The organism is Extensimonas soli (assembly GCF_029211265.1).
In the GTDB taxonomy this organism is placed as follows: domain Bacteria; phylum Pseudomonadota; class Gammaproteobacteria; order Burkholderiales; family Burkholderiaceae_C; genus Extensimonas; species Extensimonas soli.
This window is the reverse complement of the sequence record NZ_JARGEL010000032.1, coordinates 101998-128706: the sequence shown is the minus strand read 5'-3', so window position 1 is coordinate 128706 and position 26709 is coordinate 101998. Positions and strand designations below refer to the sequence as shown.

General features: G+C 66.2%; 21 protein-coding genes, 2 pseudogenes and 1 riboswitch. Of the genes and pseudogenes, 5 read left to right on the top strand and 18 right to left on the bottom strand.

Features of this window, described 5'->3' with window-relative positions:
• Positions 1 to 12 precede the first annotated feature (12 nt).
• From PYV55_RS15610 to PYV55_RS15590, 5 genes are all read right to left on the bottom strand, one after another.
• Positions 13 to 2883, bottom strand: coding sequence for a class I SAM-dependent DNA methyltransferase (locus PYV55_RS15610; RefSeq protein ID WP_275853073.1), 2871 nt, complete (start codon positions 2881 to 2883; stop codon positions 13 to 15).
• Between the two features lie 197 nt (positions 2884 to 3080).
• Positions 3081 to 3632 (bottom strand): methylated-DNA--[protein]-cysteine S-methyltransferase, encoded by a 552-nt coding sequence (locus PYV55_RS15605; RefSeq protein ID WP_144733868.1) that lies wholly within the window; start codon positions 3630 to 3632, stop codon positions 3081 to 3083.
• A 506-nt stretch (positions 3633 to 4138) separates the two neighbouring features.
• Complete coding sequence (locus PYV55_RS15600) at positions 4139 to 4846, bottom strand: hypothetical protein (protein WP_144733865.1); 708 nt, start codon at positions 4844 to 4846, stop codon at positions 4139 to 4141.
• Positions 4847 to 5222: 376 nt separating this feature from the next.
• Positions 5223 to 5831 (bottom strand): hypothetical protein, encoded by a 609-nt coding sequence (locus PYV55_RS15595; protein WP_275853070.1) that lies wholly within the window; start codon positions 5829 to 5831, stop codon positions 5223 to 5225.
• 36 nt (positions 5832 to 5867) lie between these two features.
• Positions 5868 to 6569, bottom strand: coding sequence for a CerR family C-terminal domain-containing protein (locus PYV55_RS15590; protein WP_275853068.1), 702 nt, complete (start codon positions 6567 to 6569; stop codon positions 5868 to 5870).
• Between the two features lie 112 nt (positions 6570 to 6681).
• Here PYV55_RS15590 and PYV55_RS15585 point away from each other — a divergent pair.
• Positions 6682 to 6906, top strand: a pseudogene (locus PYV55_RS15585) (transposase); the annotation flags it as partial.
• 1449 nt (positions 6907 to 8355) lie between these two features.
• Here PYV55_RS15585 and PYV55_RS15580 read toward each other — a convergent pair.
• The 5 genes and pseudogenes from PYV55_RS15580 to PYV55_RS15560 form a co-directional block, all read right to left on the bottom strand.
• Positions 8356 to 9339, bottom strand: a pseudogene (locus PYV55_RS15580) (MGDG synthase family glycosyltransferase); the annotation flags it as partial.
• Positions 9336 to 9899, bottom strand: coding sequence for a hypothetical protein (locus PYV55_RS15575; RefSeq protein ID WP_275853066.1), 564 nt, complete (start codon positions 9897 to 9899; stop codon positions 9336 to 9338). The gene PYV55_RS15575 and the pseudogene PYV55_RS15580, both read right to left, overlap by 4 nt.
• 9 nt (positions 9900 to 9908) lie before the next feature.
• Positions 9909 to 11399, bottom strand: coding sequence for an efflux transporter outer membrane subunit (locus tag PYV55_RS15570; protein WP_275853063.1), 1491 nt, complete (start codon positions 11397 to 11399; stop codon positions 9909 to 9911).
• Positions 11392 to 14715 carry an efflux RND transporter permease subunit gene (locus tag PYV55_RS15565; protein ID WP_144733847.1) on the bottom strand — a complete coding sequence of 1108 codons (3324 nt, stop codon included), beginning with the start codon at positions 14713 to 14715 and terminating at the stop codon, positions 11392 to 11394. Before PYV55_RS15565 ends, PYV55_RS15570 begins: the two co-directional genes overlap by 8 nt.
• On the bottom strand, positions 14712 to 15872 hold the full coding sequence (locus PYV55_RS15560) for an efflux RND transporter periplasmic adaptor subunit (RefSeq protein ID WP_222116149.1): 1161 nt from the start codon (positions 15870 to 15872) through the stop codon (positions 14712 to 14714). Before PYV55_RS15560 ends, PYV55_RS15565 begins: the two co-directional genes overlap by 4 nt.
• Before the next feature lie 135 nt (positions 15873 to 16007).
• On the opposite strand from PYV55_RS15560, the gene PYV55_RS15555 reads away from it, so the two are divergent.
• On the top strand, positions 16008 to 16172 hold the full coding sequence (locus PYV55_RS15555; RefSeq protein ID WP_144733844.1) for a HepT-like ribonuclease domain-containing protein: 165 nt from the start codon (positions 16008 to 16010) through the stop codon (positions 16170 to 16172).
• A 90-nt stretch (positions 16173 to 16262) separates the two neighbouring features.
• Here the strand turns inward: PYV55_RS15555 and cobO are convergent, their stop codons facing one another.
• The 7 genes from cobO to PYV55_RS15520 all read right to left on the bottom strand — a co-directional run bounded on the left by cobO (position 16263) and on the right by PYV55_RS15520 (position 24050).
• The gene (gene cobO, locus PYV55_RS15550; protein WP_275853057.1) at positions 16263 to 16832 is read right to left on the bottom strand and encodes a cob(I)yrinic acid a,c-diamide adenosyltransferase; all 570 of its coding nucleotides are present in this window, start codon (positions 16830 to 16832) and stop codon (positions 16263 to 16265) included.
• 64 nt (positions 16833 to 16896) lie between these two features.
• On the bottom strand, positions 16897 to 17661 hold the full coding sequence (locus PYV55_RS15545; protein ID WP_275853055.1) for an ABC transporter ATP-binding protein: 765 nt from the start codon (positions 17659 to 17661) through the stop codon (positions 16897 to 16899).
• The gene (locus PYV55_RS15540) at positions 17658 to 18689 is read right to left on the bottom strand and encodes a FecCD family ABC transporter permease (RefSeq protein WP_275853053.1); all 1032 of its coding nucleotides are present in this window, start codon (positions 18687 to 18689) and stop codon (positions 17658 to 17660) included. The genes PYV55_RS15545 and PYV55_RS15540 overlap by 4 nt, the downstream gene beginning before the upstream one ends.
• A 338-nt stretch (positions 18690 to 19027) precedes the next feature.
• Positions 19028 to 19894, bottom strand: coding sequence for an ABC transporter substrate-binding protein (locus PYV55_RS15535; RefSeq protein ID WP_275853216.1), 867 nt, complete (start codon positions 19892 to 19894; stop codon positions 19028 to 19030).
• A 107-nt stretch (positions 19895 to 20001) separates the two neighbouring features.
• Positions 20002 to 20607, bottom strand: coding sequence for a bifunctional adenosylcobinamide kinase/adenosylcobinamide-phosphate guanylyltransferase (locus PYV55_RS15530; RefSeq protein WP_407066816.1), 606 nt, complete (start codon positions 20605 to 20607; stop codon positions 20002 to 20004).
• On the bottom strand, positions 20607 to 22025 hold the full coding sequence (locus tag PYV55_RS15525; protein ID WP_275853050.1) for a cobyrinic acid a,c-diamide synthase CobB: 1419 nt from the start codon (positions 22023 to 22025) through the stop codon (positions 20607 to 20609). Before PYV55_RS15525 ends, PYV55_RS15530 begins: the two co-directional genes overlap by 1 nt.
• A gap of 102 nt (positions 22026 to 22127) precedes the next feature.
• Complete coding sequence (locus tag PYV55_RS15520) at positions 22128 to 24050, bottom strand: TonB-dependent receptor domain-containing protein (protein WP_275853047.1); 1923 nt, start codon at positions 24048 to 24050, stop codon at positions 22128 to 22130.
• Between the two features lie 86 nt (positions 24051 to 24136).
• Positions 24137 to 24373, bottom strand: a riboswitch (cobalamin riboswitch).
• A 175-nt stretch (positions 24374 to 24548) separates the two neighbouring features.
• Here PYV55_RS15520 and PYV55_RS15515 point away from each other — a divergent pair.
• Together PYV55_RS15515 and PYV55_RS15510 are read left to right on the top strand one after the other, a co-directional pair.
• Complete coding sequence (locus PYV55_RS15515; protein ID WP_275853045.1) at positions 24549 to 24782, top strand: DUF904 domain-containing protein; 234 nt, start codon at positions 24549 to 24551, stop codon at positions 24780 to 24782.
• Complete coding sequence (locus PYV55_RS15510) at positions 24779 to 25114, top strand: cell division protein ZapA (RefSeq protein WP_275853043.1); 336 nt, start codon at positions 24779 to 24781, stop codon at positions 25112 to 25114. Before PYV55_RS15515 ends, PYV55_RS15510 begins: the two co-directional genes overlap by 4 nt.
• Before the next feature lie 61 nt (positions 25115 to 25175).
• On the opposite strand, the gene PYV55_RS15505 is transcribed toward PYV55_RS15510, so the two are convergent.
• Positions 25176 to 25694, bottom strand: a complete 519-nt coding sequence (locus PYV55_RS15505; RefSeq protein WP_275853041.1) for a Crp/Fnr family transcriptional regulator — start codon at positions 25692 to 25694, stop codon at positions 25176 to 25178.
• Between the two features lie 142 nt (positions 25695 to 25836).
• Here PYV55_RS15505 and epsA point away from each other — a divergent pair, with 142 nt between their 5' ends.
• Entirely contained in the window at positions 25837 to 26664 is an 828-nt protein-coding gene (gene epsA, locus PYV55_RS15500; RefSeq protein WP_275853039.1) for an XrtB/PEP-CTERM-associated transcriptional regulator EpsA, read from the top strand.
• The last annotated feature ends 45 nt before the right edge of the window (positions 26665 to 26709 follow it).

Sequence of the window (26709 nt, the reverse complement as noted above, 5' to 3'; positions counted from 1 at the left end):
GCATCCAAGCGATCACACCGCATCCACGCCCGCACCCCCTGCCGCTAAGCCCGCACCACGCCGGCGTGGTTTTTTGGGCGGGGTGGTCTGCACGGGCAGCAGACTGGTGATGCGCTGGTAGAGGGTGAACAAAAAAGCCACGCGCTCGGCGTCGCCGCTGTAGCTTTTGGGGCCGCCGGCGAGCTGGTAGGCGCGGTCCACGGCGGCGTCTAGCTTTTGGTGCGCGCGCAGCAGCGCGGGCGGCATGGTGAGCGGGTCGTACAGGTCGGCCAGGGTGCTGCCGGGGAACGCGGCGCGCGCGTCGAGCACTGCTTGCGCTGCGGCTTCGATAGCTGCTTGCGCTTTCTGTACCTGCGCTGGAGGCACTTTTTGCTTGGAATCTAGGGTGCAGAAGGGCCAGGGGAAGTTGTTGTAAACCGACGGCGAGTAGCTATAGCGACTCTCAAGTCGGCCAGCGACGACCCGCATCCAGGCGTTATGCATCGTGCTCGACAAAACGCCAAAGTGAAAACGTGTTGCGCCAACGGCAATTTGGAGTTTGTTGCTGGCGATGACATCTGGGCCGAGAAAGCCGATGGGAATGAAATGGCGCGTTTCTGAGGACACTTCAGGAATGGCAAGGTACGGCGCATCCGGCTGTCTGTCTTGTGTAAACAGCGTGGGTTGCGCCGCGAACTCCCTCACACTTTTGGTCGGACTCCTACGCCGAGCTTCAGCAACAGCTTGCACGCGCTGCAATACCAACGGCATGGCGCGCAATTGCGCAGGTGGAATGCCCTTGAGCCAAAGGCACCAGCGCCCGTTTCCGTTGATTAGTTCCTCCCCACCAATATAGGGCCGCATCCACTGCGCGGCCAGCGGCTCACGAGCCAAAAAATCATCTTTTTCTGCCGTCGTGAAGATGAGATGACCGCCATCAGTCGGCTGACTGCCTTTCTTGAGTTGGGGCAACCCGGGCGGCGTGTCAGTACGCGATGGCAGCAGCACGTTGGGCGCATCCACCAGATACGGATTGATGTTGGCCGCAGGCACGGCGTGCGCCGGGCCTTTGATGTCGTCGTATTCGTAGATGACTTTGCCCGGCAGGTCTTGCAAGCCAAAGCCGATGATGACGCAGTGCACGGCAGCCTTTCCGCGCGCCTCGTTGCTCCAGGCGAAGGTGCGGTGCGCGAAGTGGATGTGCGTACCGTTGGCAAGCATCCAACCCCAAAGCGTAGCTACTTGCTCGCCCTGACAAATGCTGTTGGTAGACACCAGAGCGGCGGACGCAGCAAGGTTGCCTTGTAAGTATTCCACGGTACGACGGTACCAACACGCCACGTAATCCAGCCGGCCGAAGCGCCCTTCTCCACCCCAAATGCGCGCCATATCGTCCATCTGTTGCCTACTGCGCCACTGATGCCCCACAAACGGCGGATTGCCCAGCACATGGCTGCAGCGCGCGGGCGGCAGCACGGCGGCCCAGTCGAGCGTGAGGGCGTTGCCGTGCACGATGTGCGGGCTCGTGACGAGCGGGATGCGCGCAAAGTATTGGCCAAACTCCTCGCCCACGCGCAGGTTCATCTGGTGGTCCACCAGCCACAGGGCCACCTGGGCGATCTGCGCGGGGAATTCTTCGATCTCGATGCCGTGGAACTGATCGACGTTCACGCCGATGAGGCTGTGCACGTCGATGCTGCGCTGGCCGCTCTGGCCTTGCAGTTCGGCGGCGGCGCGCAGCACGTCCAATTCGAGCAGACGCAGCTCGCGGTAGCTGATGACCAAAAAGTTGCCACAGCCGCAGGCCGGGTCGAGAAAGCTCAGGGTGCGCAGCTTTTTGTGAAAGTCGAACAGCCGGTTGCGCTGGTGCCGCACGCGCTCGAACTCGGCGCGCAGGCCGTCGAGGAACAGCGGCTTGATGAGCTTGAGGATGTTTTCTTCGGACGTGTAGTGCGCGCCCAGGTTGCGCCGCGCCTGCGCGTCCATGATGCTCTGAAAGAGGCTGCCGAAGATGGCAGGGCTGATGCCGGCCCAGTCGAGCGCGCAGGCGTCGAGCAGCGCCTCGCGCGTGGCGGCGTCGAAGTCGGCAATGGGCAGCGGCTCTTCGAACAGCCGGCCGTTGATGTAGGGGAAGGCGGCCAGCTGCTCGTCGAGGAGTGCGGAGCGCCGCTCGGGCGGGGTGTTGAGCACCTGGAACAGCTGCGCGAGCAGCGGGCCGGTGTCGTGCCCGTCGGGTGCGGTGCGCTCTTCGATGAAGGCGCGAAAGCCCTGCGCAGGGAAGATGGCGGTGTCGTCGGCAAACAGGCAGAACAGCAGGCGCACGAGCAGCACTTCGAGCGCATGGCCGGCGCGCTCGGGCGCGCTGCCAAACTGCCCGTAGCCGCTGGCCTTGAGCGCATCGTGCAGGCGCCCCATGCGCTCAGCGGCCTTGATGTTGACGGGGTCTTGCGGGCGGATTTCCTGCGTCTTGTAGCCGGCAATGAAGCCGAACCAGCGCACGTGTTTGTGCAAATCGGCCAGCGCAAAAGTGATTTCGCGACGCGTGTCAAGGTCGATCACGCGAAAGCGCGCAAAGTCGCACACCACCAGCGTGTGCGGCAGGTCGCGCTCGGCAATGCCGGGAAAGTAGCCCATGGCCTGGTCGAATGCGGGCTCCAGCGGCTTGCCGCGCGACTTTTGCTCCACCAGCATCTGCCCCGGCCAGAACAGATCGACGTAGCCCTGCCCGCCGCCGTGCTTTTTCACGGCGTGCTCGAAGCTGGCCACGCGCCGATTGGTGATGCCGAAGACCTCGAAAAAGTCGATCCAGAACGGGATGGACTGCTGCTTTTCATCGGCCGCGTCGGCCCACTGGCGGCTGAACGCCATGGCGCGCGATTTGATTTCGTTCCAGGACAGGGGCATGGGGGGTGGGCAAACAGGAAGGGAAAGGCAGCGGTGCAACAACGTAGGCTGGGTTAGCGTAGCGTAACCCGGCATTCCCGGTGCATAGCCGGATGCTGGGTTTGGCTGCGCAAACCCGGCCTACGAGCTACGGGCTGAGGCCGCAGCGGTGTGGGTGTTCTCAGATCGGCTGCGCTTGTAGCCGTTTTGAGAACACCTCACCCCCTGCCCACCCCCTGCGGTGATGCGGGCGGCGCGGCTTGTTGCCCCTGCTCCAGCCCCAGCAGCCACGCCTTGCGCGGCAGGCCGCCGCCGTAGCCGGTGAGCTGGCCCTTGCTGCCGATCACGCGGTGGCAGGGCACGACGATGCTGATCTTGTTTTGCCCATTGGCCGCGGCCACGGCGCGCGTGGCGCTGGGCTGGCCGATGTGCTGCGCCTGCTGCGCATAGCTCCAGGTCTGGCCATAGGGGATGGACAGCAGCGCCTGCCACACGCGCTGCTGAAACGGCGTGCCCACCAGGTCCAGCGGCAGCGCGAAATGGCGCCGCCGGCCCGCAAAGTATTCGGAAAGTTCGTGGCCGAGCTGCGCCGTCCAGGCGTGCAAGGTGTCTGGCGCAGGTGCCGCATCGCCACGTGCGGCCTGCAGCTGCGCCAGTTCACGCGCCACGCGCGGCTGGCCCGCAAATTCGAGCAGCCCGAGCCCACGTGCGGTAAACACGGCGAGCAAATCGCCGAGCGGGCTGGGGTAGGTGTGGGTGGCGAGGGGCATGGGGGGCATCGTTTGGGTAGAGGTTGCGTCGGGCGGGAGAGGCTCGGACACAAGGGCGTCGCGGTTGAACCCAGATTGTTCATTAGGACGCGGGATGATTTTGCCCCGTCATTGCGGGGGCCGAAGGCCCGCGGCAATCCATGGAGCCGCCGCAACAGCGCCTGCGTGCGCAGCAAAGGACGGAACTGGATTGCCGCGCCCCTGCAGGGCTCGCAATGACGGGTTTCTTTGCAGCGGACCCAATGACCGTCAGCAGCCCGCCGCGCTCGCGTGCCAAGTCGCCTTCATCATCAAGTGGAACCCGTGTAGCACGCCGGTGGAGACACTGGTCAAAGAACGGCTGGCCGATGCACACACCATGTGGGGTGTTGCGCGAGGGCAAGCGCGAGTGCGTGTGGCAGGAAGCCGAGCAATGGAATTTTCCGGCTGTCACCTTCCCATGCATCTGCACAGGCGCCAGAGACGAGAATGCGCAGGACATGTCTGCGTCTTCGGCATTAGGGAAATTACTTTTTAGCCTCGTCGATGGACTGGCGGATGGACGCATAGGTCTCGGAGAAAAGCCGTTGGGCTTCCCCATAGCTCTTTTTCGTGGTCTCCCATGCCTCGGCCGAGGCTTTTGAGACCCGGGCCTTGGTCTCCTCCACGTCTGCATTCAGTGCAGCAATACGCCCTTCAATGGCTGCACGCTGATCTGCCGCGAGCTTGGCCGCGTCGGCACGCAATCCAGCAAGCGCTTTCTGCTGCGCCTCAAGTTCCGCCTCCAGTACGGCGCGCCGCGTAGCGATGCTGGCCTTGCTTTCTTCAAGATACTTGTCTCGGGCGGCCTGGAAGGCGGCCCAATCGTTGTCGAGCGCCTGACGTGCTTCGGCGACCTGAGCATCGCTCCAGTTCTTTGCGTTGGCTGCGGCATCTTGAGCCCGGCGGCGATAGGCATCCCGCTGCTTGCGCAGGTCCGCCAACGCCGCATCGGCCTTGGTACGCGCCTCGCCCTGGAGCCTGTTGGCGTCTTTTTCCAGGGCAGCAATGTTGGCATCAAGCTGGGCCAGCCGATCCTGCGACCACGCCAGTGCTTGGTGAACCCTTGAGGGCTCCTTCTGTGGAGCGGCTGAATCGGCCTGTGCTTCTGCATTCTGTGCCAGGGCGGGAGGAGCCGACAGCAACGCTGTCTGAGCAAGCAGCGCCAAGGCGATCGTGGAAAAGCGAAGTTTCATGGTGATTTCTCCTGATGAGCCAAAACAAAAGCAACGTAGCGCCTAGGAGCCTGTCGGACTTTGGGATCGTCGGCTGCGAATGCGCCGCAGCGGCCCATTTTTTACTGTCTTCTTGCCCCATAGTCTCGCTATGGGGCGGCGAATCCGGCAAAAACTGGTCTCGCTGGGGCGCATTCTCGCTATCGACGCCCAAAGTCCGACAGGCTCCTAGTGTGCTGTCCCGCAAATAGCTGCACGAAATGAAATCGATGAATTCGCGTTCAGGGCAAGGCGCAAACCGCAGCGATAGCTGCAGCTATCGCGAGGATTTGCAACGCCGCCCTGAGTGCGAAGGCGCGATTTCATGTGTAGTTATTTGCGGGACAGCACACTAGGTTCAGAGAACCTTGGAAAAGGCATCCTTGATCTTCTGGACCGTGATGGCATGAGCGGCCTTGGCATCGGCAAACCCCTGCTTGACGGCACGCCAGGATGCATCGCCAGCGTCCTTGACCTCACCGATACGCGCCTGGAACTTCTCGGCCTCGATGGAGAGGCGATCGAACGCGGCATCGAGTTCGCCGCGGGCCTTCTCGACGGCATCGGCCGCCTGGTCACCCAAATCCTTCAGGGAGTTTTGCCACGCTTGCCGCTGTGCGCGCGCACGGACGATGACGATGCTGCGCACGGCTTTCACCTCGTCGCCGGTCGTGGCGACAAATTGCTGGAGGGCAGACTCGACCTCGACCCATTCGGCTTCGAGCTTGTCCTGAATCTCGCCCGCTTCCTGCTTCGCGGTATCCGCCTGGGCGCGCAGATCATCGTAGTACTGCTGCAGCTTCGCGCGGGATGCCGCGAGGCGTGCGCGAGCTGCATCGGCTTGCTTGCGGGCATCTTCCTTGATACTGGCGGCCGATTTCTCGACCTCGGAGAGAATGGCATCGGTCTCATCGAGACGCTGCTTCGCCCATGCGATGGTCTGGTGTACGTAGGATTGGAGAGTCATGGTGCATTTCCTTTCAGTTGAGAGGGATTGACGGAATCAAGCGGAGACTGTTTTCCGGTCCGCGCCGTCATCAGCCGGCCAAACAGCAAGAAAGTCGCTTCGGCAGAGATCGTGGACCATGTCCGTGATCTGCCTGACGGCTTCGTTCTGAATGCTTTGCCAGTCCATGCCACGGAGCATCACGCCGCGCAGAAACCTGAAACTGAAAATTGCCGTCAGAATTGCGATAACGCGCATCCGCAGCGCCTCGTCATCGGAAGATCGGCCGCTAAACTGGCTGGCGGCATGTACTAGACGCTTCTGCAGCGGAGCGATCGCGCGTTCATGAATCAGGGCGAAGGCGTCGTCGTTGTCGTAAGCGCAGCGGGCCACGAATGCCGTCCAGGCATGCGGCTCGGCCTCGTCCAGCATGGTGTGGAGCACTTGGATCAGTGCGCGTTCGAAGCGAACGGAAAGCTCGATGTCCGGCGTATCGTCGAGCAAGGCTGCGGCTTCCGCGAAGCGATTGGCCGCATATTCGGCGATCATCTCCGCTGCGGCCAGATAGAGTTCCTTCTTGCTGCCGAAATGGTAGGGAATGGCCGACAGCGTGGTTTTGGCCGCCTGGGCCAAGGCGCGTGTGGTTGCCCCCTCGTAGCCAACGGCAGCGACAACGTCAATCGTTGCTTCGATCAACTGCGATCGGGTCTTGGCGCTGCGCGCCTCGTGGCCGCTGGTTGTTTCGGCATGATTGGACATACATCCTCCGACTGTTCCAATAAAAGCATAGTTCATACGAACGATCTTTTCAATGGTAATGGGACTGCGAAAAATCGGGTACCTCATGATCAGTGGCAACGGTCACGGGGGTCTCAAGCCGATGAGGGACGTCGCCTGGCTGATCCGAAACTCCTTCGATGGCATCGCCGCCTGGACCCAGACCCACCGGGCTGACAGCCTCCTGGAAGCCCTGAATGGGCTTTTCCAGGCCACCAAGCGTCAAGCGCGTGGCCGGATCGGCTTCAAGAGGATGCGCACCGTGCTCTTTCGCATCGCCGTTGGGCTCGACTTCGCCCGAATCAATCCGCATGCCGCTGACCCCCTTCGCCCCCCTGCTGCGAGGGTGCGACCGCGCACCGGTGCGAGCGAGTGCCGTCATCCTGTGCCACCAGGCGGGCAGGAGCGCCCACGAAGTACCGGCGGGCACGAGTTCACGTCCCAGCGCCAACTCGAACGCTCGAAGCCGCGCAAGGTATGACCGCACGTGGCGAGACTTTAAGCGCTGCGGGTCAATCCGCCCGTAGCCCTCCACGAGCTGGGTGAACAGCGCACGCAGGCGGTAGGTGCGAGGGCGCGGATCGTCCTCGGCATGCTCGGTGGCGAGTCGGGCAAGTTCGAGCCCGCGATCGACGAGGCGGTAGAACGCCGCTGCGGCGGGGAGGCTCCCCAGGCGTTCGATCCGCGTGAGCGGCAGTTTCACGTAGGCCGCGAGCAGGCGCCGCAGATCGGCGAGGATGGCCCGTTCCAGCGCCAAGTGGGGACGGCCCGCAGCTGGCGAAGCGGGCCAGCATGCCCGCAGGTCCTCCACGTAGAGTTGCCGGTCGCCGAAGTAACTGGTGACCTGCCGGGCCACCGCCTGTTCGAGCGCGTCTGGCTGCGCATCGCCCAGGACGCGCGCCACCGAGCGCAGCGGCTGCCCCATCGACAGCGGGAAACGGGAGAAGCGGTAGCTTGCCTGCGTTCCTGGCAGCAATCGGTAGGCCACCAGTTCTTCCCGCAAGGAAGTATCGGACTCGAAGTGCGCCCGCATCCGCTCGAACAAATCCAGCGGCATGCTCGGCAGGCCCGCCCGGTCGTACAGGGAGCGGTCGTCGTAACCACCGGCAGCGAGAATGCGCGCCACCACGTCGGCGCAATTGAATTCGCTGCGGCTCCAGCGCAGGCTTGCGTCCCGGAAGCCGGTTTCGATGCGGTGCGCCTCGACCACCATCGCCGCACGGCGCTCGGCGGGAATGCCCTGGACCCGCAGCCCGAGCGTCTCACGGCCATAGGCCATGCCGTAGGTGTTGGTATGGACTTGCGAACGGGACGGACGATGGATGCCGTACAAGTAGTCCGCCAGGCTCACGTGCTGCAGGAAGTTCGGATCGACGGACGGGTCCGCGATGTAGTTCGCGCTGTAGACGGTGTCGCCGACGCGGATGGCCAGATGCCCGAACGGGTTTTCGAGCACGACCCGTTGCGGCGTTTTGGACGTGGCGTAAGACAACAGCAGCTCGACCTCTGCCGGTGCTTCGGAATCCAATTGCGCCAGCGCTTGATCGATGCCCTGGACGGGCACGCCGTTCTCGACGCCATAGTCGGGCAGTGGGTAAGTCGGCCTGAAACCATCGTCCAGCGCAAACCGCACGATGCTTGCGATGTCGATGCTCTGCCGGAACTCCCTCTGCGCACGCAGCATCGCTTCCCGCTGGGCGGGGTCGCACAACAGTTCCATCGCGTACTTCCCCGCATCGTCGACGCTGGCCGCAAACCTGGCCAGGCCCTGGCGCTGGAACAGGGCTGCGTTCTCGCGCTCGTGGCCGCTGATCACGTCGAGCAGCACGGTCGGTACCCCGAGGGCGAAAGCCTCTGCCGGCGTCATTCCGCCGGCCTTGGTGACCAGAATGTCGGCGGCCGCCATGCAGGACACCATGTCGCTGCGCGGCAGCAACCCCAGCGGCTTCAGCGCCACCCTCTCCGGCAGTCTTTCCCGCAGCTCGGCGAGCGCCCCGTACCGCCTCGAATTCGCACCGCACACCGCGATGATCTGCAAGCGCCCCGGGCAGTGGCGAACGACGCTGCCGATGACCCCGGCATAGTCGCCCGCACCTTCCTTGCCACCGGTCAGCAGCAGGGTCGGCACGTCCGCCGACAGCCCAAGGCCCTGGAGCGTGGCGCGGCGGGCGTCGGCGGATCTCTCTGGAATCCGCACCGGCATGCCGCTGGTAACAACCTTGTCGGTCGGCACGCCCGCTGCGCGCCAGCGCGTTTCCAGTTCCGGGTGGGCAAGAAAAGTACGGTCGATCCGCTTGGAGATGCGCGGGAAATAGCCCTCGAAGAAATCCGTGTGCAGCCAGCCCATTCTCGTGTCGGACAGCAGCCCTTTCTCGCGCAAGGTTCCCAGCACTTGGGCTGCCCCGTAGTGGGTGGCGAGAACGGCATCCGGCCGCTGTGCGGTCAGGTAGGCCAATACACTTTCTTCCGGATAGTCGTTGGGCAGCCTCGACAGCGAGGGCACACGGTTGCCGCGCGTCTGCATCGCACGGAACAGACTCTCGAAGCACTCCGGCAGATGGTTGGCGACGAACCAGTACAGGCGCTCGTCAACCCGTCGCCACACCGGGTGCATGAACGCGCGGATGTCCTGCAGCAGCACCGGGGTCGTCGGAGATTGCCGCCGTATCTCGTCCCGAATGGATTGCGCGGCACTGATGTGTCCGTATCCGATGGAGGAATAGAAGATGACGATCTTTCCGGTGGTGCTCATCGTCCTCTCCCGCTATGCAGAATGGAAAACAGAATCCATAGGCCGCCGACTGTCGCGCCAAGGAATCCGAGAAGGCCGAAGACCGGCAATCCCAGGAGCGTCGGTCCTCCCGGCACGGTCATGACGATGGACGAACCGACGATGAGCGCGGCGACGACGATCCCGATCACCAGACGGTTGGCAGCATGGTCGAGCTGGTCATTGGGCAGGACGAGGTGATGTTGGCGCGGTATCACCACGAGGTCGGACAGCATTTCGCTCAACTGCAGTTGCTTCGGCGGTCCACTCGGGTTCGAGTAGATCGGCCCGGGTAGCGCGCACCTGACCGAGCTTGACAAAGTCGGCCCCATCTCCTCCAGCGCCCGCCGCACTCGTTCAGGGGGCGTCATGTGGGCGAAGTCTGCCGCTTCGCTCCAGTGCAGCGCCGTCCCCGCCCGCTCCAGGGCGTTGGACAGCCCCATCCGGCGCACCATGTCGCCAAAGCCGTAGCGGACCAGGATCGAGGCGATTTCGTGCAAACGCCGTAGATCACGCATCGCGCTCAGTGCCTGCCAGAACATGGCGCCTCCTCATCTTTTCGGGGGTTGCTTGGTGCCGCCGCCCAGCGCCGCGTACAGCCCGATTTGGCTTGACAAGGCCGCCTTGCGGACCTGCACCAGCTGCTGCGCGACGGCAAGCAGGTCGCGCTCGGCGTCCAGTACCTCCAGGTGCGCCGCCGAACCGGCATCGAACAGCATCCGCGCCAGTTTCAAACGCTCGGTCTGCGCGGCGTGGGCCTGGCGCGCCACGGCGAGTTGCTCGGCGAGCTTCTGCCTTGCGGCCAGGGCGTCGGAAACGTCGCGAAACGCTGCCTGGATGGCGCGCTCGTATTCGGCAATGGCGATGTCGCGCCGCACGACGCTGACGTCGAGATTGGCCTGTCGCATGCCGGCATCGAAGATCGGCAGTTCGATCGTCGGCTGGAACAACCATGCCCGGGTGCCCGACGAGAACAGGTCGCTCAGGCTGGTGCTGACCGAGCCGGCGCCGCCGGTCAGTGCGATGCGCGGGAAGAACGCGGCGCGCGCCGCACCGATGTTGGCCTGGCGCGCCCGCAGCGCATGCTCGGCGGCCAGGATGTCCGGGCGGTTCGCCAGCAGGTCCGACGGCAGCCCGGGTCTCAGTTCGGGCATGACCAGGGCTTCATCCATCGGGGCCGATGGCGGCGGCAATTGGGGTTCGCTGCCGAGCAGCAGCGCCAGGGCATTGCGCTGCTGTTCGCGCGCAAGCTCCAGTTGCACCTGCAGGGCTTTGCCCTGGCTCAGCAGGGTGCGCACCTGGGTCAGCTCAAGCCGCGAGCCGTGGCCCAGCTCCAAGCGTTTCTGGAAGATTTGCTCCAGCGCTTGCTGGTTTTCCACCGTGCGCCTTGCCAGCGAAATGCGCTCGTCGAGTTCGCGCAGGCCCAGGTAGGCATCGGCGACCTGGGCGACCAGTGCCAATTCCACGGCACGGTGGCCCTGCTCGGTGGCCAGCCATTGCTCCAATGCGGCGGTCTTCATGCTGCGTACGCGGCCCCACAGGTCCAGCTCCCAGCTGCTGATACCCACGGAGGCTACGTTGACCTCCAGGACCGAGCGGCCCGCCAGCGGCTGTAGCCCATCGGGCAGGCCGGTGCGGATGTGCTGCGCCCCCACGCCGACCATTGGCGCCTGCTGCGCACGCTGGATGCGGAAGGCGGCGCGCGCCTCCTCGGTGCGCAGCAGCGCCACGCGCAGATCGCGGTTGTTTTCCAGCGCGGTCTCGATCAGCGCCTGCAAGGCCGGGTCGGTGAAGTACTCGCGCCACGCCAGGTCAGCCGCGGCCGCAACGCCCGGCGTGTCGGGCTGCGTCCGCCAGTTCGATGCGACGGGGAGCGCGATGGGATCGAGCGCGGGTGCCAGCGAGGCGCAACCGCTCAGCATCGCCAGCACCGCCACGGCCAGCGTGCCGACGAGCCGATGGCGGGCCGATGGGCCGGTCTCATGGCCTGCGCGGGCCAGGCGACGGCGAGCCGATGATGTGCCGTTGTGGTTCTCATACATGGTCTGCTCCTGTGGCCGCCGGGGCCGCATGGCGCTTCGCATGCAGCTCGTAGAGCAGCGGCACGACGAACACGGTCAGCGCGGTCGAGACCAGCGTGCCGAAGATCAGCGAGACGGCCAGCCCCCCGAAGACCGGGTCGGTCACCATGACGGCCGAGCCGAAGATGATCGCCAGCATGGTCAGCAGGATGGGCCGCAGACGCACCGCGCCGGCCTCGCGCACGGCCTCTTTCAGCGGCATGCCGTGGCGGATGTTGTCCTGGATGAAGTCGATGATCAGCAGCGAGTTGCGGATCACCACCCCCGCCAGCGCGATGATGCCGACCATGGATGTGGCGGAGAAATCCATGCCGACCAGCCAATGCCCCGGAAAAATGCCGATGATGCCGAGCGGCACGGCCGACATGGCCACCAGCGGAACGATGAACGAGCGGTAGTAGGCGACCAGCGCGAAATAGATGATGAGCAAGGCGCCGCTGAGGGAGAGGGAGAGATCCCGGTACACGTCCAGCGTCATGCGCATCTCGCCGCCCCACAGCAACTGGTAGCCGTCGATGGTGTCGGGCACGTCTTCCTTGAAGCGCAGGTTGCCGGTGCGCAGCGGGCGTCCGTCCGGCGCGGTGATGCCATGCAGGCGCCGCTGCAGGTCGAGCACGGCGTACAGCGGCACCGAGTCCGAAAGTTCTGCGCCGACGAAGGTGACCTTCTCGTTGTCGCGGTGCAGGATGGGGCGATCGACCGATGCGGGAACCACTTTGACCAACTCCGCCAGCGGCACGGGTCGGCCGGCGGCGTTGTCCACGAACACCCGGTCGAGCCGGGCGGGATCGACCTCGAAGCGGCGTGGCACGAAGGCCCTGACCACTACCGGCAGTTTCTCGTCCGGTACGTGGGCGCGGCCGAGCGTGGTGCCTCCATAGACCAGCGCCAGCGCCTCGGCAATCTGCGCAGTCGAGACGCCGGAGAGCGCGGCCTTGTCCTTGTCCGGCACGATGCGGTGCTCCCGCACATCTTCCGGTTCGGTGTCGGTGATGTCGACGGTGTCGTAGGTTTGTGCGAAGGCCCTGCGCACCTGAGCCGACAGCGTGCGCAGCCCCTCGGCGTCGGGGCCGTAGATTTCCGCCAAAACGGTCGAGCGCAGCGGCGGACCCGGCGGCTGCTCCACCAGCGCGACCTCGGCACCGGGCCAAGCAGCGCGGACCGCTTCCACTCGAGGGCGCAGTTCGCGCACGATGTCGATGGAGCTTTCCTTGCGGTGACGCTTGTCGGTGAGGTTGACGCGGATTTCCGCGACGTGGCTGCCGGCACGCGCGGCGGTACCCTTGAACAGACCGCTGAAGTCGGCCACACCTGCCTGGCCGACCCAAGTCTGGTAGTTGAGCACGTGTGGCTCCCGCGCCAGCACCGCGGTCACCTGGCGTACCAGGCGATCGGTGTCTTCCACCGGTGTGGTTTCCGGCATCGAAACCACCACGTTGAAGGTGTTCTGGTCATCCTTGGGCAGAAAGCCGATCGGCACGCCCAGCGCGGACACGGCCCCGCCCACGCCCGCCGGACGGACGAACTGCCAGGCGCCTTGCATCAGCGAAACCGCCATCAGCAGCAGCACCGCCAGAGCGAAGCCAATGCGCACGTTTCTGCGCTGCTGCAGAGGGCCGAACAGGCGCAGGTAGAGGCGCTCGATCCGTCCCGGTGCGCCGTGACCATGGACAAGCTGTCCGTGTTCGGTTTCCGGCCATGATGATTCTTCCCGCTGGACTTCGTGGCGATGAAGCCAGCGATTGGACGCCCATGGCACGACGATGTAGGCCACCACGATGGAGGCGACCATGGCGACCGGCACGGTGACCGCTATCGGGAAAAAATACTGGCGCGGCATGCCGGTCAGGGCCAGCAGCAGGGTGATGAAGACCAGCATCACCGCAAAGGTGGCCAGATTGGTGGCGTTGCCGATCTCGTTGGTCGCCAGCACGGTTTCCGCCTGCTTGTCTGCCTTCGGTTTGCGGCTGGCGTAGTGGCGGTGGATGTTCTCGATGACCACGATGGCGGCGTCCACCAGCAGCCCCAGTGCCAGGATCAGGGCGAACAGCGTGACGCGGTTGATGGTGACGCCGCCGAGCAGGTTGGCCGTCAGCGTGATGCCCATGATCAACGGCACCGTGATCATCACGATCAACGCCTCGCGCCAGCCCAGGAAGAGGATCAGCACCAGGCCCACGGTGACGAGGGCGATCGCCAGGTGTTCCAGCAGCAGGTTGACCGCGTCGTCGGCCTTCTGGCCGTCGTTGCGCGTCACCACGACCTGGATGTCCTGGGGCACGAAGCTGGCCTGCATGCGCTGCATGCGGTCGATCACTGCATTGGCGACCACCACGGCATTGGCGCCCTTCTTTTTGGCCACAGCGATGGTGACGGCGGGCAGGTCTGTGGCATAGGCCGTGCCAAAGCGTGGATCGCCGGGGCCGAAGGAGAGGCGGCTGGCCGTGGCCGGCTCCGGCGGCGGGCCGTCGGTGACGGTGGCCACGTCGCGCACGTAAACCGGCCGCTTGTCGCGCACGGCGATGAGCTGGTTGCGGACATCCTCGGCCGAGGTATAGGCCGCATCCAGCTTGATGGCTTGTACCTGACCGTCACGTACGGTGGGCTGCAGTGGCAAGGTCAGGTTGCTGGCTGGGAAGGCCGCTCGGGCTTGGCCGAGGGTCACGCCGTAAGCCTGCAGGCGATCGGGGTCCAATTCGATGGTGATTTCGCGGTGCTGCCCGCCGCGCAAGGAAACCACCGAGACGTTTTCGGTACTGCGCAGGCGCTCGGCCATGCGTTCGGCCATGCGGTTGAGCGCGTAGTCATCGTATTTCGACGAAGCCAGCGTGAAGGTGACGATCGGCACGTCGTCCGCGTCGATGCTTTGCACCAGTGGCGTCGTGGCGTCGGCAGGCAGCCAGGCGCGGCTGGCCATCACGCGGTCATAAAGCTTGACCAGTGACTGCTCCTTCGATTCGCCGACCTTGAATTGCACCTGAACGATTCCCTGCGAGTTGCGGGAAGTGCTCTCGATGTGATCGACGCCGGGCAGTTCGCTCAGAATGCCTTCGAGGGGCGTGACCACCAGCGCTTCGACCTCACTGGCAGAGGCGCCCGGCAGGCCGACCATCACGGCGGCAGCGGGCACGATGATCTGCGGGTTTTCCTCGCGCGGGGTCTGCAGCACCGCCACGACGCCCATCAACGCCACGGCGATGATGAAGACCAGCGTGAGCTTGGAGGTGATGAAGTGCTTCGCGAGAAAACCCGCGAAGTTCAGGCGCTGCTGCGTCATCGCGCGCCCCCGGCGGCCTGGACCGGCATGCCGTCATGGACGGTGTCGGCGACGCTGGCGAGAATGGTTTCTCCGTCCGACAGGCCGGCGCTCACCTCCACCCCATCGCCCAGGCGCTGGCCGGTGCGCAGCCAGCGAAAACGCGCCACACCGTCCTGCAGCACGAACACACCGTCCAAGCCACCGCGCCGAACGAGGGCCGCACGCGGCACCGTGACGGCCCGCTTCTCGTCCAGCAGGATTTCGAGGCGGCCGAACATTCCCGGCAGCAGGCGCGCGTCCCGCGGCAGCACGATGTCCACCTCGTAGCGGCGGGTCACGCCATCACCCGACGGCACAACACCCCGGACCCGTCCCTTGAGCCGCTCATCGCCCAGCGCGTCGATGCGCACGGGAATCGAGTCGCCGACCTTGACTGCCGCCAAGCTGCGCTCGGGTACGAACGCCTTGAACAGCAAGACCTCGCGCGACTCCACCGTCATCAGCGGCGCGCCGGGAGTAGCCATCTCGCCGCTGCGCCGGGCCACCGAGACGACCACGCCATCCACCGGACTGGTGATGGTCACGTAGTTGCGTTGCGCCTGTGCCGCCGCCAACGCCGACTGCGCTTGTTCCAGCGCCGCGCGGGTGGTTTCCTCCCGCACCCTGGACTTGCGCAGCGCGTCAGCCGAGATCGCGCCTGCCGGCGCCAGTTGCGCGTTCTGGTTCGCGTCGTGCTGCGCATCCCGCCAAGCCTCCTGGGCGGCCTGCACGCCGGCGCGTGCCTGCGCGATGGCCGCGTCGATGTCAGAGGCGTCGATGCGCAACAGCAGGTCGCCGCGCCTGACCGCCTGGCCCTCGCGAACATCGAGCTGGCGAATGAATCCGGTCACGCGCGAAGCCACGTCGATGCGTCCATCAGAGACGACGCTGCCAGTCACGTCGTTGGTAACAGGCCATCGTGCCTGCCGTACCACGACAACTTCCGCAGGCATCGGCGTGGATGCGGATCGAGGCGAGCTTGAGCCATCCGTGCAGGCGGCGAGCAGAAATACGCAGAGGGACAGCACAGCCGCCATGCACGCCTGCGTGCCCCTGCCTGCGCTCTGCGTGCCAGCCTCCCAGACCGACGGTACGGGGCTATGGCGGCCGAGCGCATAGGTAGTCAAGCGATTCATGAGTATCTCGAAGTCTTGGTCATGTCAGATTCTAAACAAGTTCGTACGATCGAACTATTTCCTGAATCCGTGAACGTCCCCCAACGCCCGGCCCGATAAGTTCCGCGCTTGCCTGCTTGCCGAGGCACGTCCCGTATGACGCGAGATAGGCAGCGGCAGCTGCCGCTGGCATCTGCCTACCAGATGCGCAAGGCCTTGACCCACGGGTATTTCAAAGTGGACTTCGAGATCGTCTGGAACGCCATCGAGCGCGACTTGCCAAGCCTGGGAAGGCACATTCGGGCGGCCTTGGGCAACTGAGCAAGCCTGTCTGGGCAAGGAAAGCGCCTCGCTCGGTCCTGAGGCTCGGAAGCTGAGAGTTTTTCGGCCGCGGCCGAACGACTCTCAGTCTCAATCCTCTATCCCGCGCTGCGCCGGCACGCCGGCGTTGAAGGCGTGTTTGACCAGGCGCATCTCGGTCACGGTGTCGGCGATGGCGATGATTTCCTGCGGGCAGTTGCGGCCCGTGAGCACCACGTGCACGTCTTGAGGGCGCGTGCGCAGGGTGTGCAGCACGTCTTCGAGCGGCAGCCAGCCGTAGATCAGCGGGTAGGTGATTTCGTCGAGCACGACCAGGAAATAGTCGCCGCTCAGGATGCTGGCCTTGGCGCGCTCCCAGCCGTTGCGCGCGAGCTGGGCGGAGCGCTCGAGGTCCTGGCTTTTCCAGCTGAAGCCGTCGCCCAGACCCTCCACGGGCACGCCGAGCTGCTCGAACACGCGGTGCTCGCCAAAGCGTGCGCTCGGCACTTTCATGAACTGGTAGATCTTCACGGCCTTGCCGCGGCCGTGCGCGCGCAGCGCAAGGCCGAAGGCCGCGGTGCTCTTGCCCTTGCCGTCGCCGGTGTTCACGATGATGAGGCCACGGCGCTCGCCCGCGGGGGGCTCGTAGGGTTTTTCGGTCGGTGGGGTTTGGATGTCCATGGGGGCTCCGGGAATGTGGGGTGGTCGAAGAATACGGAGGGTCCGCGGCGGGGCTGTGCTCTCACTATTTGAGCATCGCCACCCACTGCCCCTGCAGCGCGTGGATGGCGATGCGCCCGTCGAACACCTGCTCGAGCGCGCGCTGCGTGGCCGGCTGGGCGCAGGCGCCGTGGTGCACGACGCGCCCCTGGGCCAGCACCAGCATGTCGTCGGCCTGCAGGGCGAGCGAGACTTCATGCAGCACGCTGACTACGGTGGCGCCCTGCCCCACCAGCGCGCGCACGAGCTGCAGCCAGTCGGCCTGGTGCGGCGGGTCGAGGTTGGCGAGCGGCTCGTCCATGAGCAGCACCGGCGCCTGCACCGCGAGCGCGCGCGCAAGCAGCACGCGCTGGCGCTCGCCGCCCGAGAGCTGCCCCAGGCAGCGCGCGCGCCAGTCCCAGGCTTGCGTGGCGCGCAAGGCCTGTTCGACGGCGGCAAGGTCGGCAGCGCTGGGCGCGGCGAGCCAGGGCCGGTGCGGCAGGCGCCCGAGCAGCACCACATCGTGCACCGTGAGCTCTTCGGCCACGGCCTCGTTCTGCCCGAGCCAGGCCAGCGTGCGCGCGCGCTCACGCCGCGGCCAGTGCGGCAGCGGGCGGCCCAGCAGCTGCACCTGCCCCGTGCAGGGCTGCAGGCCCGCGAGCGCGCGCAGCAGCGTGGATTTGCCAGCGCCATTGGGCCCGACGATGCTCGTCCAGCGCCCCGCGGGCAGCGCGAGGCTGATGTTTTGCAGTATGGGGTGTTTTTCGATGCTGACGCTGATCTGCTGAGCGCTGATAGCTATGTTAATCATAGCAAACCTCCGCTTGCGCTGCGCCGGTGCATGCGCCACAGCAGGTAGCTGCCGCCGAGCGCCGCGGTGAGCACGCCCACGGGCAACTCCTGCGGCGCGAGCACCCAGCGCGCGAGGATGTCGGCCGCAAGCAGCAGCACCGCGCCCATGAGGCTCGCGAGCGCGATGTGGCGCGCAGAGGTGGTGCGCACCAGGGTGCGCACGAGGTGCGGCGCGGCCAGGCCGACGAAGGCGATCAGCCCCGTCTGCGCCACCGCCGTGCCCGTGGCCAGCGCCAGCACCGCGACGAGCCCGGCGCGCATGGGCACGAGCGGCAGGCCCAGGCTCGCAGCCGTGGCCTCGCCCAGCGTGAGGCCGTCGAGCGCGCGCGCCAGCGCCGCCGCGCCCAGCAGGCACAGGCCCCAGGCCGCCGCCATGAGCGCGCAGGCCAGCCAGCCGACGAAGCTGGTGCTGCCCAGCGTGAACGCCTGCATGGCCTGCAGGATGTCGGGCGAGGCAAGCTCCACCAGGTCGCGCGCCGCGCCCAGCACCACGCCCACGATCACGCCCGCAAGCAGCAGGCGCAGCGTGTGCTGCACGCCGCGCGCCAGCGCGAGCGTGAGCAAGACCGCCGCCGCCGCGCCCACGAACGCCATGCCGCTGATGCCCAGCTGCAGGCCCAGGCGCGCGAGCCACGGCGCGCCGCCCGTCGGCACCACGCCAAACAAGGCGAGAGCCAGCGCGCCGCCGAGCGCTGCGCCCGAGGCACTGCCGAGCAGGTACGGATCGGCCAGCGGGTTGCGAAACAAGCCCTGCGCCACCGCGCCCGCCAGCCCCAGCAGCGCGCCCGCGAGCCACGCGCCCAGCGTGCGCGGCAAGCGGATGTCCCACACGATCTGGCGCGCCACGGCGTCCTGCCCTTGCTGCAGCAGGCTCGTAAACCCCGTGCTGCCCACGCTCGCGCCCAGCAGCAGCAAGGCGCTGCTTGCGAGCAGCAGCGCCACGGCGAGCAGCAGCGCGCGGCGGCTTTGGCGATCCAAAACTTTCATCCCAGATGGTCCTTAGGCGACGCCCCATGGTGCGCGCGCTGACCGTAGCCCCGTCATTGCGGGGGGCGTTGGGCCGAGAGCGCTCCCCTTCCCGTCATTGCGAGGGCCGTAAGGCCCGTGGCAATCCATAGGGCCGAAGGTCCAGCGCCCACGCCCCTTGCAAAGCCCGCACTGGATTGCCGCGCCCCTGCGGGGCTCGCAATGACGATGGTCTATGCCAAACGCGCAATGGCGGGCACCTTTCAGCCCGAGGTCGGCGTGGCGGACGCCCGGGCCACAGCAAAACCGCCATGCCAGCCGCCCTGCTCTCCTCCCGCACCCCAATGCGCGCCAGCAGCTCATTGCGCTCTGCCTCCGAGCTTGTCAGCGAGGCAGCGCGCCATGGCACGCGCGCCCTCGGCCATGCGCGGGCCGGGGCGCACGATGAGTTCGGACGTGGCGGCGTCGAACACGCACACGCGCTGCGCGCGCACCGCGGGAATGCTCTCCCAGCCAGGGTAGAGCGCGCGTGCCTGCATGCTGCGGTTGCCGAGCATGATCACGTCGGGATTCGCGCGCACCACGTACTCGGGGTTCAGGCGCGGAAACGGCCCCAGCGCCGCGGGCACCACGTTGCGCGCGCCCAGGCGCTGCAAGGTCTCGCCGATGAAGGACGATGCGCTCGCTGCATACGGCCCGCGGCTGACCTCGAAATACACACGCGCGCCGCGCGCGCTGGCCGGCAGCGACTGCGCTGCCGCCTGCACGCCGGCGTCAATCTCGCGCCACAGGCGCTCGGCGCCCTGCGCCGGCGGTATGCCAAGCAAATCACCGAGCACGCCCAGTACCTGCCGCACCTGCGCATGCGTCTTGGGCTCGAGCGCCACCACCGTGAGCCCGAGCGCCTCGAGCCGCTCGGTGGCGCGCGAGGACACGCTCGCGAGCACCACGTCGGGGTGCAGCGCGACGACGGCCTCGATGTTCGGATCGAGCCCGCCGCCCACCTGCGGCAGGCGCGTGAGCTCTTGCGGCCAGTTCGAATAGCGATCCACACCCACGAGGCGCGCGCAAGCGCCGAGCGCACACACGCTCTCGCTCAGCGAGGGCAGCAGGCTCACGATGCGCTGCGGCGGCGCGGGCAGCCGCACCATACGGCCGCGCCCGTCGGTGATCTGCACGGGCTGGGCTGCGGCCACGCCGGCATACAGCAGGCTGGCGACGAGCATGCCCACGCCCCAAGCGCTGCGCCCACAAAAACGCCCCAAGTAGTGCCCAAAGTAGCGCCCCAAGTGGCTCCACCAGCCCTGGCGCACGATCTGCCGGCATGCACCCATCATTCGGACTCCTTCAGGCACAGCGGCAGGCCCGCGGCCATCAGCGTGACGCGCGTGCAGACCTGCGCCACGCGCTGGTTCAGCGTGCCCAGCGCATCGACGAAGGCGCGCACCTCGGGCCCGAGCGGGATGACGCCCAGACCAATCTCGTTGCCCACCAGCACCACGGGGCCGGGGGATTGCTGCAATGCTTTCAAAAACATAGCTTCCTGCGCTTGCCAGTCCTGCGTTAGATGCCTATTTTGCTCAGAATCATCGAAAGGCATGCGCCAGTTCGTGAGCCAGAGCGTGAGGCAGTCCACCACGACGAGCGTGTGCGCGTTGGAATGCACCGCGAGCGCGCCGGCCAGGTCGTGCGCCACCTCTGCCGTGCGCAGCCCCGGCACGCGCGCCGCGCGCTCGCGCTGGTGGCGCGCGATGCGTTCGCGCATTTCGGCGTCGTACGCCTGCGCGGTGGCGAGCAGCACGGCCTGGTGCGCCGGCTGGTGCGCATGAGATTGTGCGAGCCAGGCCGCGGCGAGTTGCTCGGCGCGGCGCGACTTGCCGCTTTTCTGCCCGCCGAGAATGAGCTCGCGCGCGGCGATGGGCGGCTGACGGGAGCCGATCACGGACACGCTGCTTTCTCCGCACCTGCCGCGCACTCTTCCTGCGCAGCGCCGAACAACAAGGCCACGGCCTGCGGGGCCGAGGCAAACCAGGCGTGGAAGTAGCTTGCATGGATGCTGCCATGCCGGTACAGCGCCTCGCCCACCTCGTGCACCTTGGCCCGGGGTGCTGCGCCCGGCGCTGCGGTGCGCGCGACTTCGCGTGCGCTGCTGCTGCAGGTCGAATAGTGAAAGGTGTGGCCGCGCAGGCAATGCCCCTGCCAGACCAGCTGCTGCGGCCCGAGCGCGGCCAGGCGCGTGTGCAGGGTGACTTCGCCCGGCAGCAGCCCCCACAGCGGCTGCACGCGGCCATCGGGCTGGCGGATGGAATCCATCAAGGCCACCATGCCGCCGCACTCGGCCCACAGCGGCTTGCCCGCCTGCACATGCGCGTGCAAATCGGCGCGCAGCGGCCGGTTGGCGTGCAGTTGCGCGGCGTGCAGCTCGGGGTAGCCGCCCGGCAGCCAGACGGCGTCGCAAGGCGGCAGTGCAGCATCCGCGAGCGGCGAGAAAAACACCACGCGCGCGCCCAGTTGCTCGAGCGTCTGCACATTGGCCGCGTAGATGAAGCAAAACGCCGCATCGCGCGCCACGGCCACGGTGCGCCCGGCGAGCAAGGGCGCCACGGGCCGCACCGTGGGCGCCGGGAAGTCCACCGTCCAGGCTTGCAACTGCGCCGCGTCCATGCGGCCCAGCGGCGTGGCGGCGAGCGCATCGGCCGCGGCGTCGAGCCGCGCCACGGCATCGCCCAATTCTGTCGCGGCCACGAGCCCCAGGTGGCGCTCGGGCAGCGTGAGCGCCGGGTTGCGCAGCAGCGCGCCCAGCCAGTGTGCGGGCTCCTGCAGGCTGGCCTGCAGCATGCCCGCGTGGCGCTCGCTGCCCACGCGGTTGGCCAGCACGCCGGCCCAGCGCAGCCCGGCGCGGTAATGCTGCAAGCCATACGCCACGGCCCCGAAGGTGCCGGCCATGGCGCCGGCGTCGATCACGGCAAGCACCGGCAGGCCGAAGCGCAGCGCCAAGTCGGCCGCGCTGGGCTCGCCGTCGTACAGACCCATCACGCCCTCGACGATGATCAGGTCGGCCTCCTGCGCGGCCGCGTGCAGGCGTGCGCGGCAGTCGGCTTCGCCCGTCATCCACAGGTCGAGCTGGTACACCGGCGCGCCGCTGGCCAGCTCGTGCCAGAACGGGTCGAGAAAGTCCGGCCCGCACTTGAACACGCGCACGCGCCGCCCCTGGCGCGCATGCAGCCGGGCCAGCGCAGCGGTGATCGTGGTCTTTCCCTGGCCCGAAGCCGGGGCCGTGACCAGCACGGCGGGGCAGCGGGCGACGGCGCCCTGGCCCATGTCAGCCATGTCAGCCATGTCAGCCATGTCAGCCATGTCCAGCTCCGAAAGTGCCCTTTGCCTTTGCATGTCTTTCCTTCCCATTTTCATCAGCGCCAAGGATGCCGGCAGCGCGCGCGGCGGCACCATTGCCGGGCATCACTGCGGCGCCCATTTGAGCCCCACGTACAGCATGCGCCCTGGCGGCACGTAGGTGTTTGCAAGCTGGTAACGCTTGTCGCCGAGGTTGTCCACGCGCGCGAGCAGCTGCGTGTCGCGCGCCACCGGCGTGCTTGCGTGCAGGTTGAAGAGCGTGTAGCCGCCGAGCCGGGTTTTGTTCGCGGCGTCGTCGAAGCGCTGGCCTGAAGCCTGCACCTCGCCGCCCAGCGTCCAATCGGCCAGGCGCGTGTCGGCGCCCAGCGTGGCGTAGCGCTGCGCGCGGCGTGCCAGACGCTTGTCGGTGTCGAGGTTGCGCGGGTCTTGCCAGTCGATCGAGCCGTGCAGCTGCACCCCACCCCAGCGCTGCGAGCCGGCCAGCGTCACGCCCTGGTAGCGTGCGTGCGCCGTGTTCGCATAGCAGCCGTAGGCCGAGGCGCAGGAGCCCGCGCCGACGAAGTTGATCAGGTTGCTCACGCGGTTGCGATAGACCACGAGCGACGCGCTGCTGTGGCCCTGGTCGTAGCGCAGGCCCAGCTCGGCGTTGTGGCTGGTTTCGGGCTGCAGCGCGGGGTTGCCGTATTCGCTGAAGCGCTGGTAGAGCGTGGGCGCGCGAAAGGCCGAACCCCACGACGCCGTGGCGCGCCAATGCGGCGCAAAGGCGTAGCCGTAGGCGGCGCTCGCGGTGTTCTTGCCGCCGAACTCGCTGTCGTCGTCGTGGCGCCAGTGCAGCTGCAGCGTGTGCGCGCCCGCATGCAGGCCGTAGCCCAGCGCGAGCGCGTTTTGCGCGCGGCTGCCGCGCACGGCCGTACTCCAGGCGTCGAGCGCAGGGTTCGTGAGCTCGTCCTCGCGGCGCTCGAGCGCGGCGCTGAAGCGGTGCACGCCAAGGCGGTAGTCGTTTTGCCAGAGGTAGTTGCGCAGCCGCGTTTCGGTCAGGTAGGGCGAGGGCGAGGTCTCGTAGCGGCTGAAGGTGTCGGTGGCCGACAGGCGCATGGTGTAGGCGTCGGTCCAGTCGGCCGTCCAGGTCAGGCCGGCGGTACGCAGGCGCTCCTTGTTGCGGTCGTCGTCCAGAGGCGTGGAGGGTTTGGGCATGCCGGACAGGTAGGCGTCGTAGCCCGAATTGAGCTGGCTTGCGAGCAAGGTCGCGTCGAGCCGGTGGCGCGCGTCGATCTTCAAGCCCAGGCGCGCGTGGCCCGAGGTGTTGCGGTAGCCGTCGCGGTCGGGGTTGTGCGGCACGCCGGCGCGGATGTCCCAACCGTCGCTGCGCTCGTGCGCAAGGCTCAAAGCGTAGTCGAAGGCATTGTCCACGCCGGTGGCGCCGCTCACGCCGGCTTCGAGCCTGCGCGTGCCGCGGTTGCCCACGCCCACGCTCACGTAGGGCGCGGGCGGGCCCTCACCCTTGCGCGTGAAGAGCTGGATCACGCCGCCGATGGCGTCCGAGCCATACACCGCCGCGGCCGGCCCGCGCAGCACCTCGATGCGCTCGATCTGCGCGAGCGGAATCTGCTCCCACAAGGCGCCGCCCGTGGATTGCGAATCCACGCGCACGCCGTCGATATACACGGCCGTGAAGCGCGTCTCGGCACCGCGCAAAAACACGCTGGTCGCATTGCCCGGCCCGCCGTTGCGCGCAATTTCCACCCCCGGCAGGCGCGCCAGCACGTCGGCCACACCCGTGGCGCCGCTGCTTTCTATGGTTTCACGGTCGACGATGGACAAGTCCGCCACCAGGTCGGACAAAGGCTGCGGCGCGCGCGTGGCCGTGACCACCACCTCCTGCAGCGAAGGGGCGCGCAGATTCTGCGCGAGCAGGGTTTGCGCCTGCGCGCTGGGCAGCGCCGCAGCGAGGGCAGACAAGGCAAAGCACGCCGCAGGGGCGCGCAGCGAGGGCGCGGCGGAGCGCGCAAAAGAGAGACGATTTTTCATGGAGAACATCCCATCGAGGGAAGCACCCGCGCCGGCTTCCCCGCCGGCTTGTGGGTAAAAATGGCTGCGCACGCGCAAAAAGCGCTTGCAGAGCCGCCTCGTTGGCCGGTATCCGGGCTGGCGGAACGCACTCCAAAGCCTTCCCAGATACTTTTCAGGGTATCCAGTGGCGTGGGGATGGAGAGGGAATCGGCAAGATTCGTCCGCTGACCGTTGCGGGGGCAGCGCAGGCTCGGCACGCATCGTGGATGCGCCCCTCCCTGCTTCCCGTTTAACCGCAGCCCATGGATCGGGCCGCGAGCACCAACGGCGGGGATTCTAATGTGCTGCACTGCAATGAAATCGATGGATTCGCGTTCAGGGCAAGGCGCAAACCGCAGCGATAGCCGCAGCTATCGCGAGGATTTGCAACGCCGCCCTGAGCACGAAGGCGCGATTTCATGTTCGGTTATTTGCGGGGCAGCACATTATGTGCGCGCCTCTACAATCTGCGGCGCCATGGACGACGCCGCATCCCCTAACGACCCCATCCCCCTGCTGAGCGAGCGCATCGAGCGCCTGCTGCAACGCCACGCAGAACTGCAGCGCAGCAACGCGCTGCTGAGCGAACAGGTGGCCGCCCTCACCAAAGAGCGCGACTCGCTCGCTTCGCGCCTGCGTGCTGCACGCGCGCGCGTGGATGCGCTGCTCGAACGCCTGCCCGAAACGCCCCCCGCGAAGGAAGCGTCATGAAACAGATCGAGGTGCAAATCCTGCAGCAAAGCTACCTGCTGAGCTGCCACGAAGGCCAGGAGGCGCGCCTGCTCGACGCCGTGGAGCGCGTGGACACCGCCATGACGCGCATCCGCGACGCCGGCAAGGTGCGCGTGCGCGAGCGCATCGCCGTACTGGCCGCGCTGAACCTCGCCTTTGAACTTGCCGAGCGTGAAAACGCAGCCATCACCGCAGCCGCCCAGGCCGAAGCCGGCGCCACGCCCCTGCCCCCCGGCGCAAGCCAGCGCCTGCAAACACTGGTGCAGCGCCTGGATGACGCCTTGGGCACGAACGGCATGCTGTTCGAATAAAGCAGAGGGGTAGCGGGCACAAAACCCGCAGCATTGCGCGCTGGCTACGCCGATGCCAATTTCATCCGGATTGCTGCGACGCCAATTGCTTTTGCAGCGCATGCAAACGTGCGCTGACAGAGTGCAGCAAAATCATCAAAAGCTTGTTGCCCAGCCACGGCAACGTCAGCATGATGTCTTTGAATGCCTGACTGGACAGCACCACCAGATCTACGGGTTCGGTTGCCACGCACGAAACGGCACGCGGTTTGTGGTCAATCATCGACATGCCGCCCACTGCCGCCCCAGAACCTATGGCGCCTATGGACATCGGTTGACCCCTGTCGTTCTCGATGAACAACTCCGCATGGCCGGTGAGCAAAAAAAACATGTAGTTGCCGACCTCGCCCTGCTGTACCAGCTTGGCCCCCCGCGGGGCTGAATAGCACACCATGAAATTGCAGAGCAGCAAAGTTTCGCTCGTGTCGGGGCTCTCCACCAACCCGAAGTTGCTGAAGATTTCATGGATGTCGTCGGCAAACTCCGTAGCACTCCCCAGGCACTCAAAGTCGGCCGGAAGCATGTCACTCAAAGAATCCATAAAACGGCTGCTTGTCTACTCTCGATTGCTGCAAAAGCTGTGCTCAGCGCACATTCCCATTGAGCGGTCATCATAGCCGCTATTGTTCGCTGACTTTTTGCAACATGGCGCCCGTTCTGTCCATACGGACCAATCTGCTAGGATGCACTTGGACACCACTAGCCCGCCCAAAATGTCGTTTCTCACGAATTTGTCATTGACAGAGCTGAACCAGATGCTGCAGGTAGTGCAGCAGTCCTTGACGATTCGCAGCCACTATGCCCTGTTCAACTGGCTGCAGGGGGACATTCAGACTTTCATGCCACACGACATCGTCATCGTCGCGTGGGGCAATTTTTCTCTGGGGCTGGTGTGCTACGACGTCGTCTCACCACTGCCCGGGCTGCGCACGGCATCCTTTGGCGACAAGTCCATCCAACCCTATATCACCAGCCTGCTGCAACGCTGGCACGCCTGCGATCATGCGCCCTTCACTGTGCATTCGAATGATGGGCTGCTGTTTCACGACATAGACAACCCTGACCTCCTGAACACCCTCTCGCGCATGCGCAGCGCCCTGGTTCACGGCATCAAAGACCAGCGCGGCCGGCAGGATTGCCTTTACGTTTTCATGGGCTCCACCGCATTGGCGGGGGAAGCGCCTCGTGAATCGCTACGCTACCTCTTGCCCTACATCGATGCAGCCTTCCGACAGGTTGCACATTTGCCGGAGCAATACCTTTCCCCGCCAGTATCCGCCAGCAGGCCCCAACCCCTTAAAACCGATGCCGACGTAGGCCTGAGCATGCGCGAAGTGGACATCATGGAGTGGGTGCGCAAAGGCAAAACCAATCAAGAGATCGGCATGATTCTGGACATCAGCGCCTTCACGGTCAAAAACCATGTGCAGCGCATTTTCAAAAAACTCGACGTCGTCAACCGCGCGCAGGCGGTGGCCAAAATAGAGTCCATGCGCAGCAGCTCTACTTGAGGCGAATATGGATCGCACATAAAAAAAGCCGCCCTGGTGTGCGGC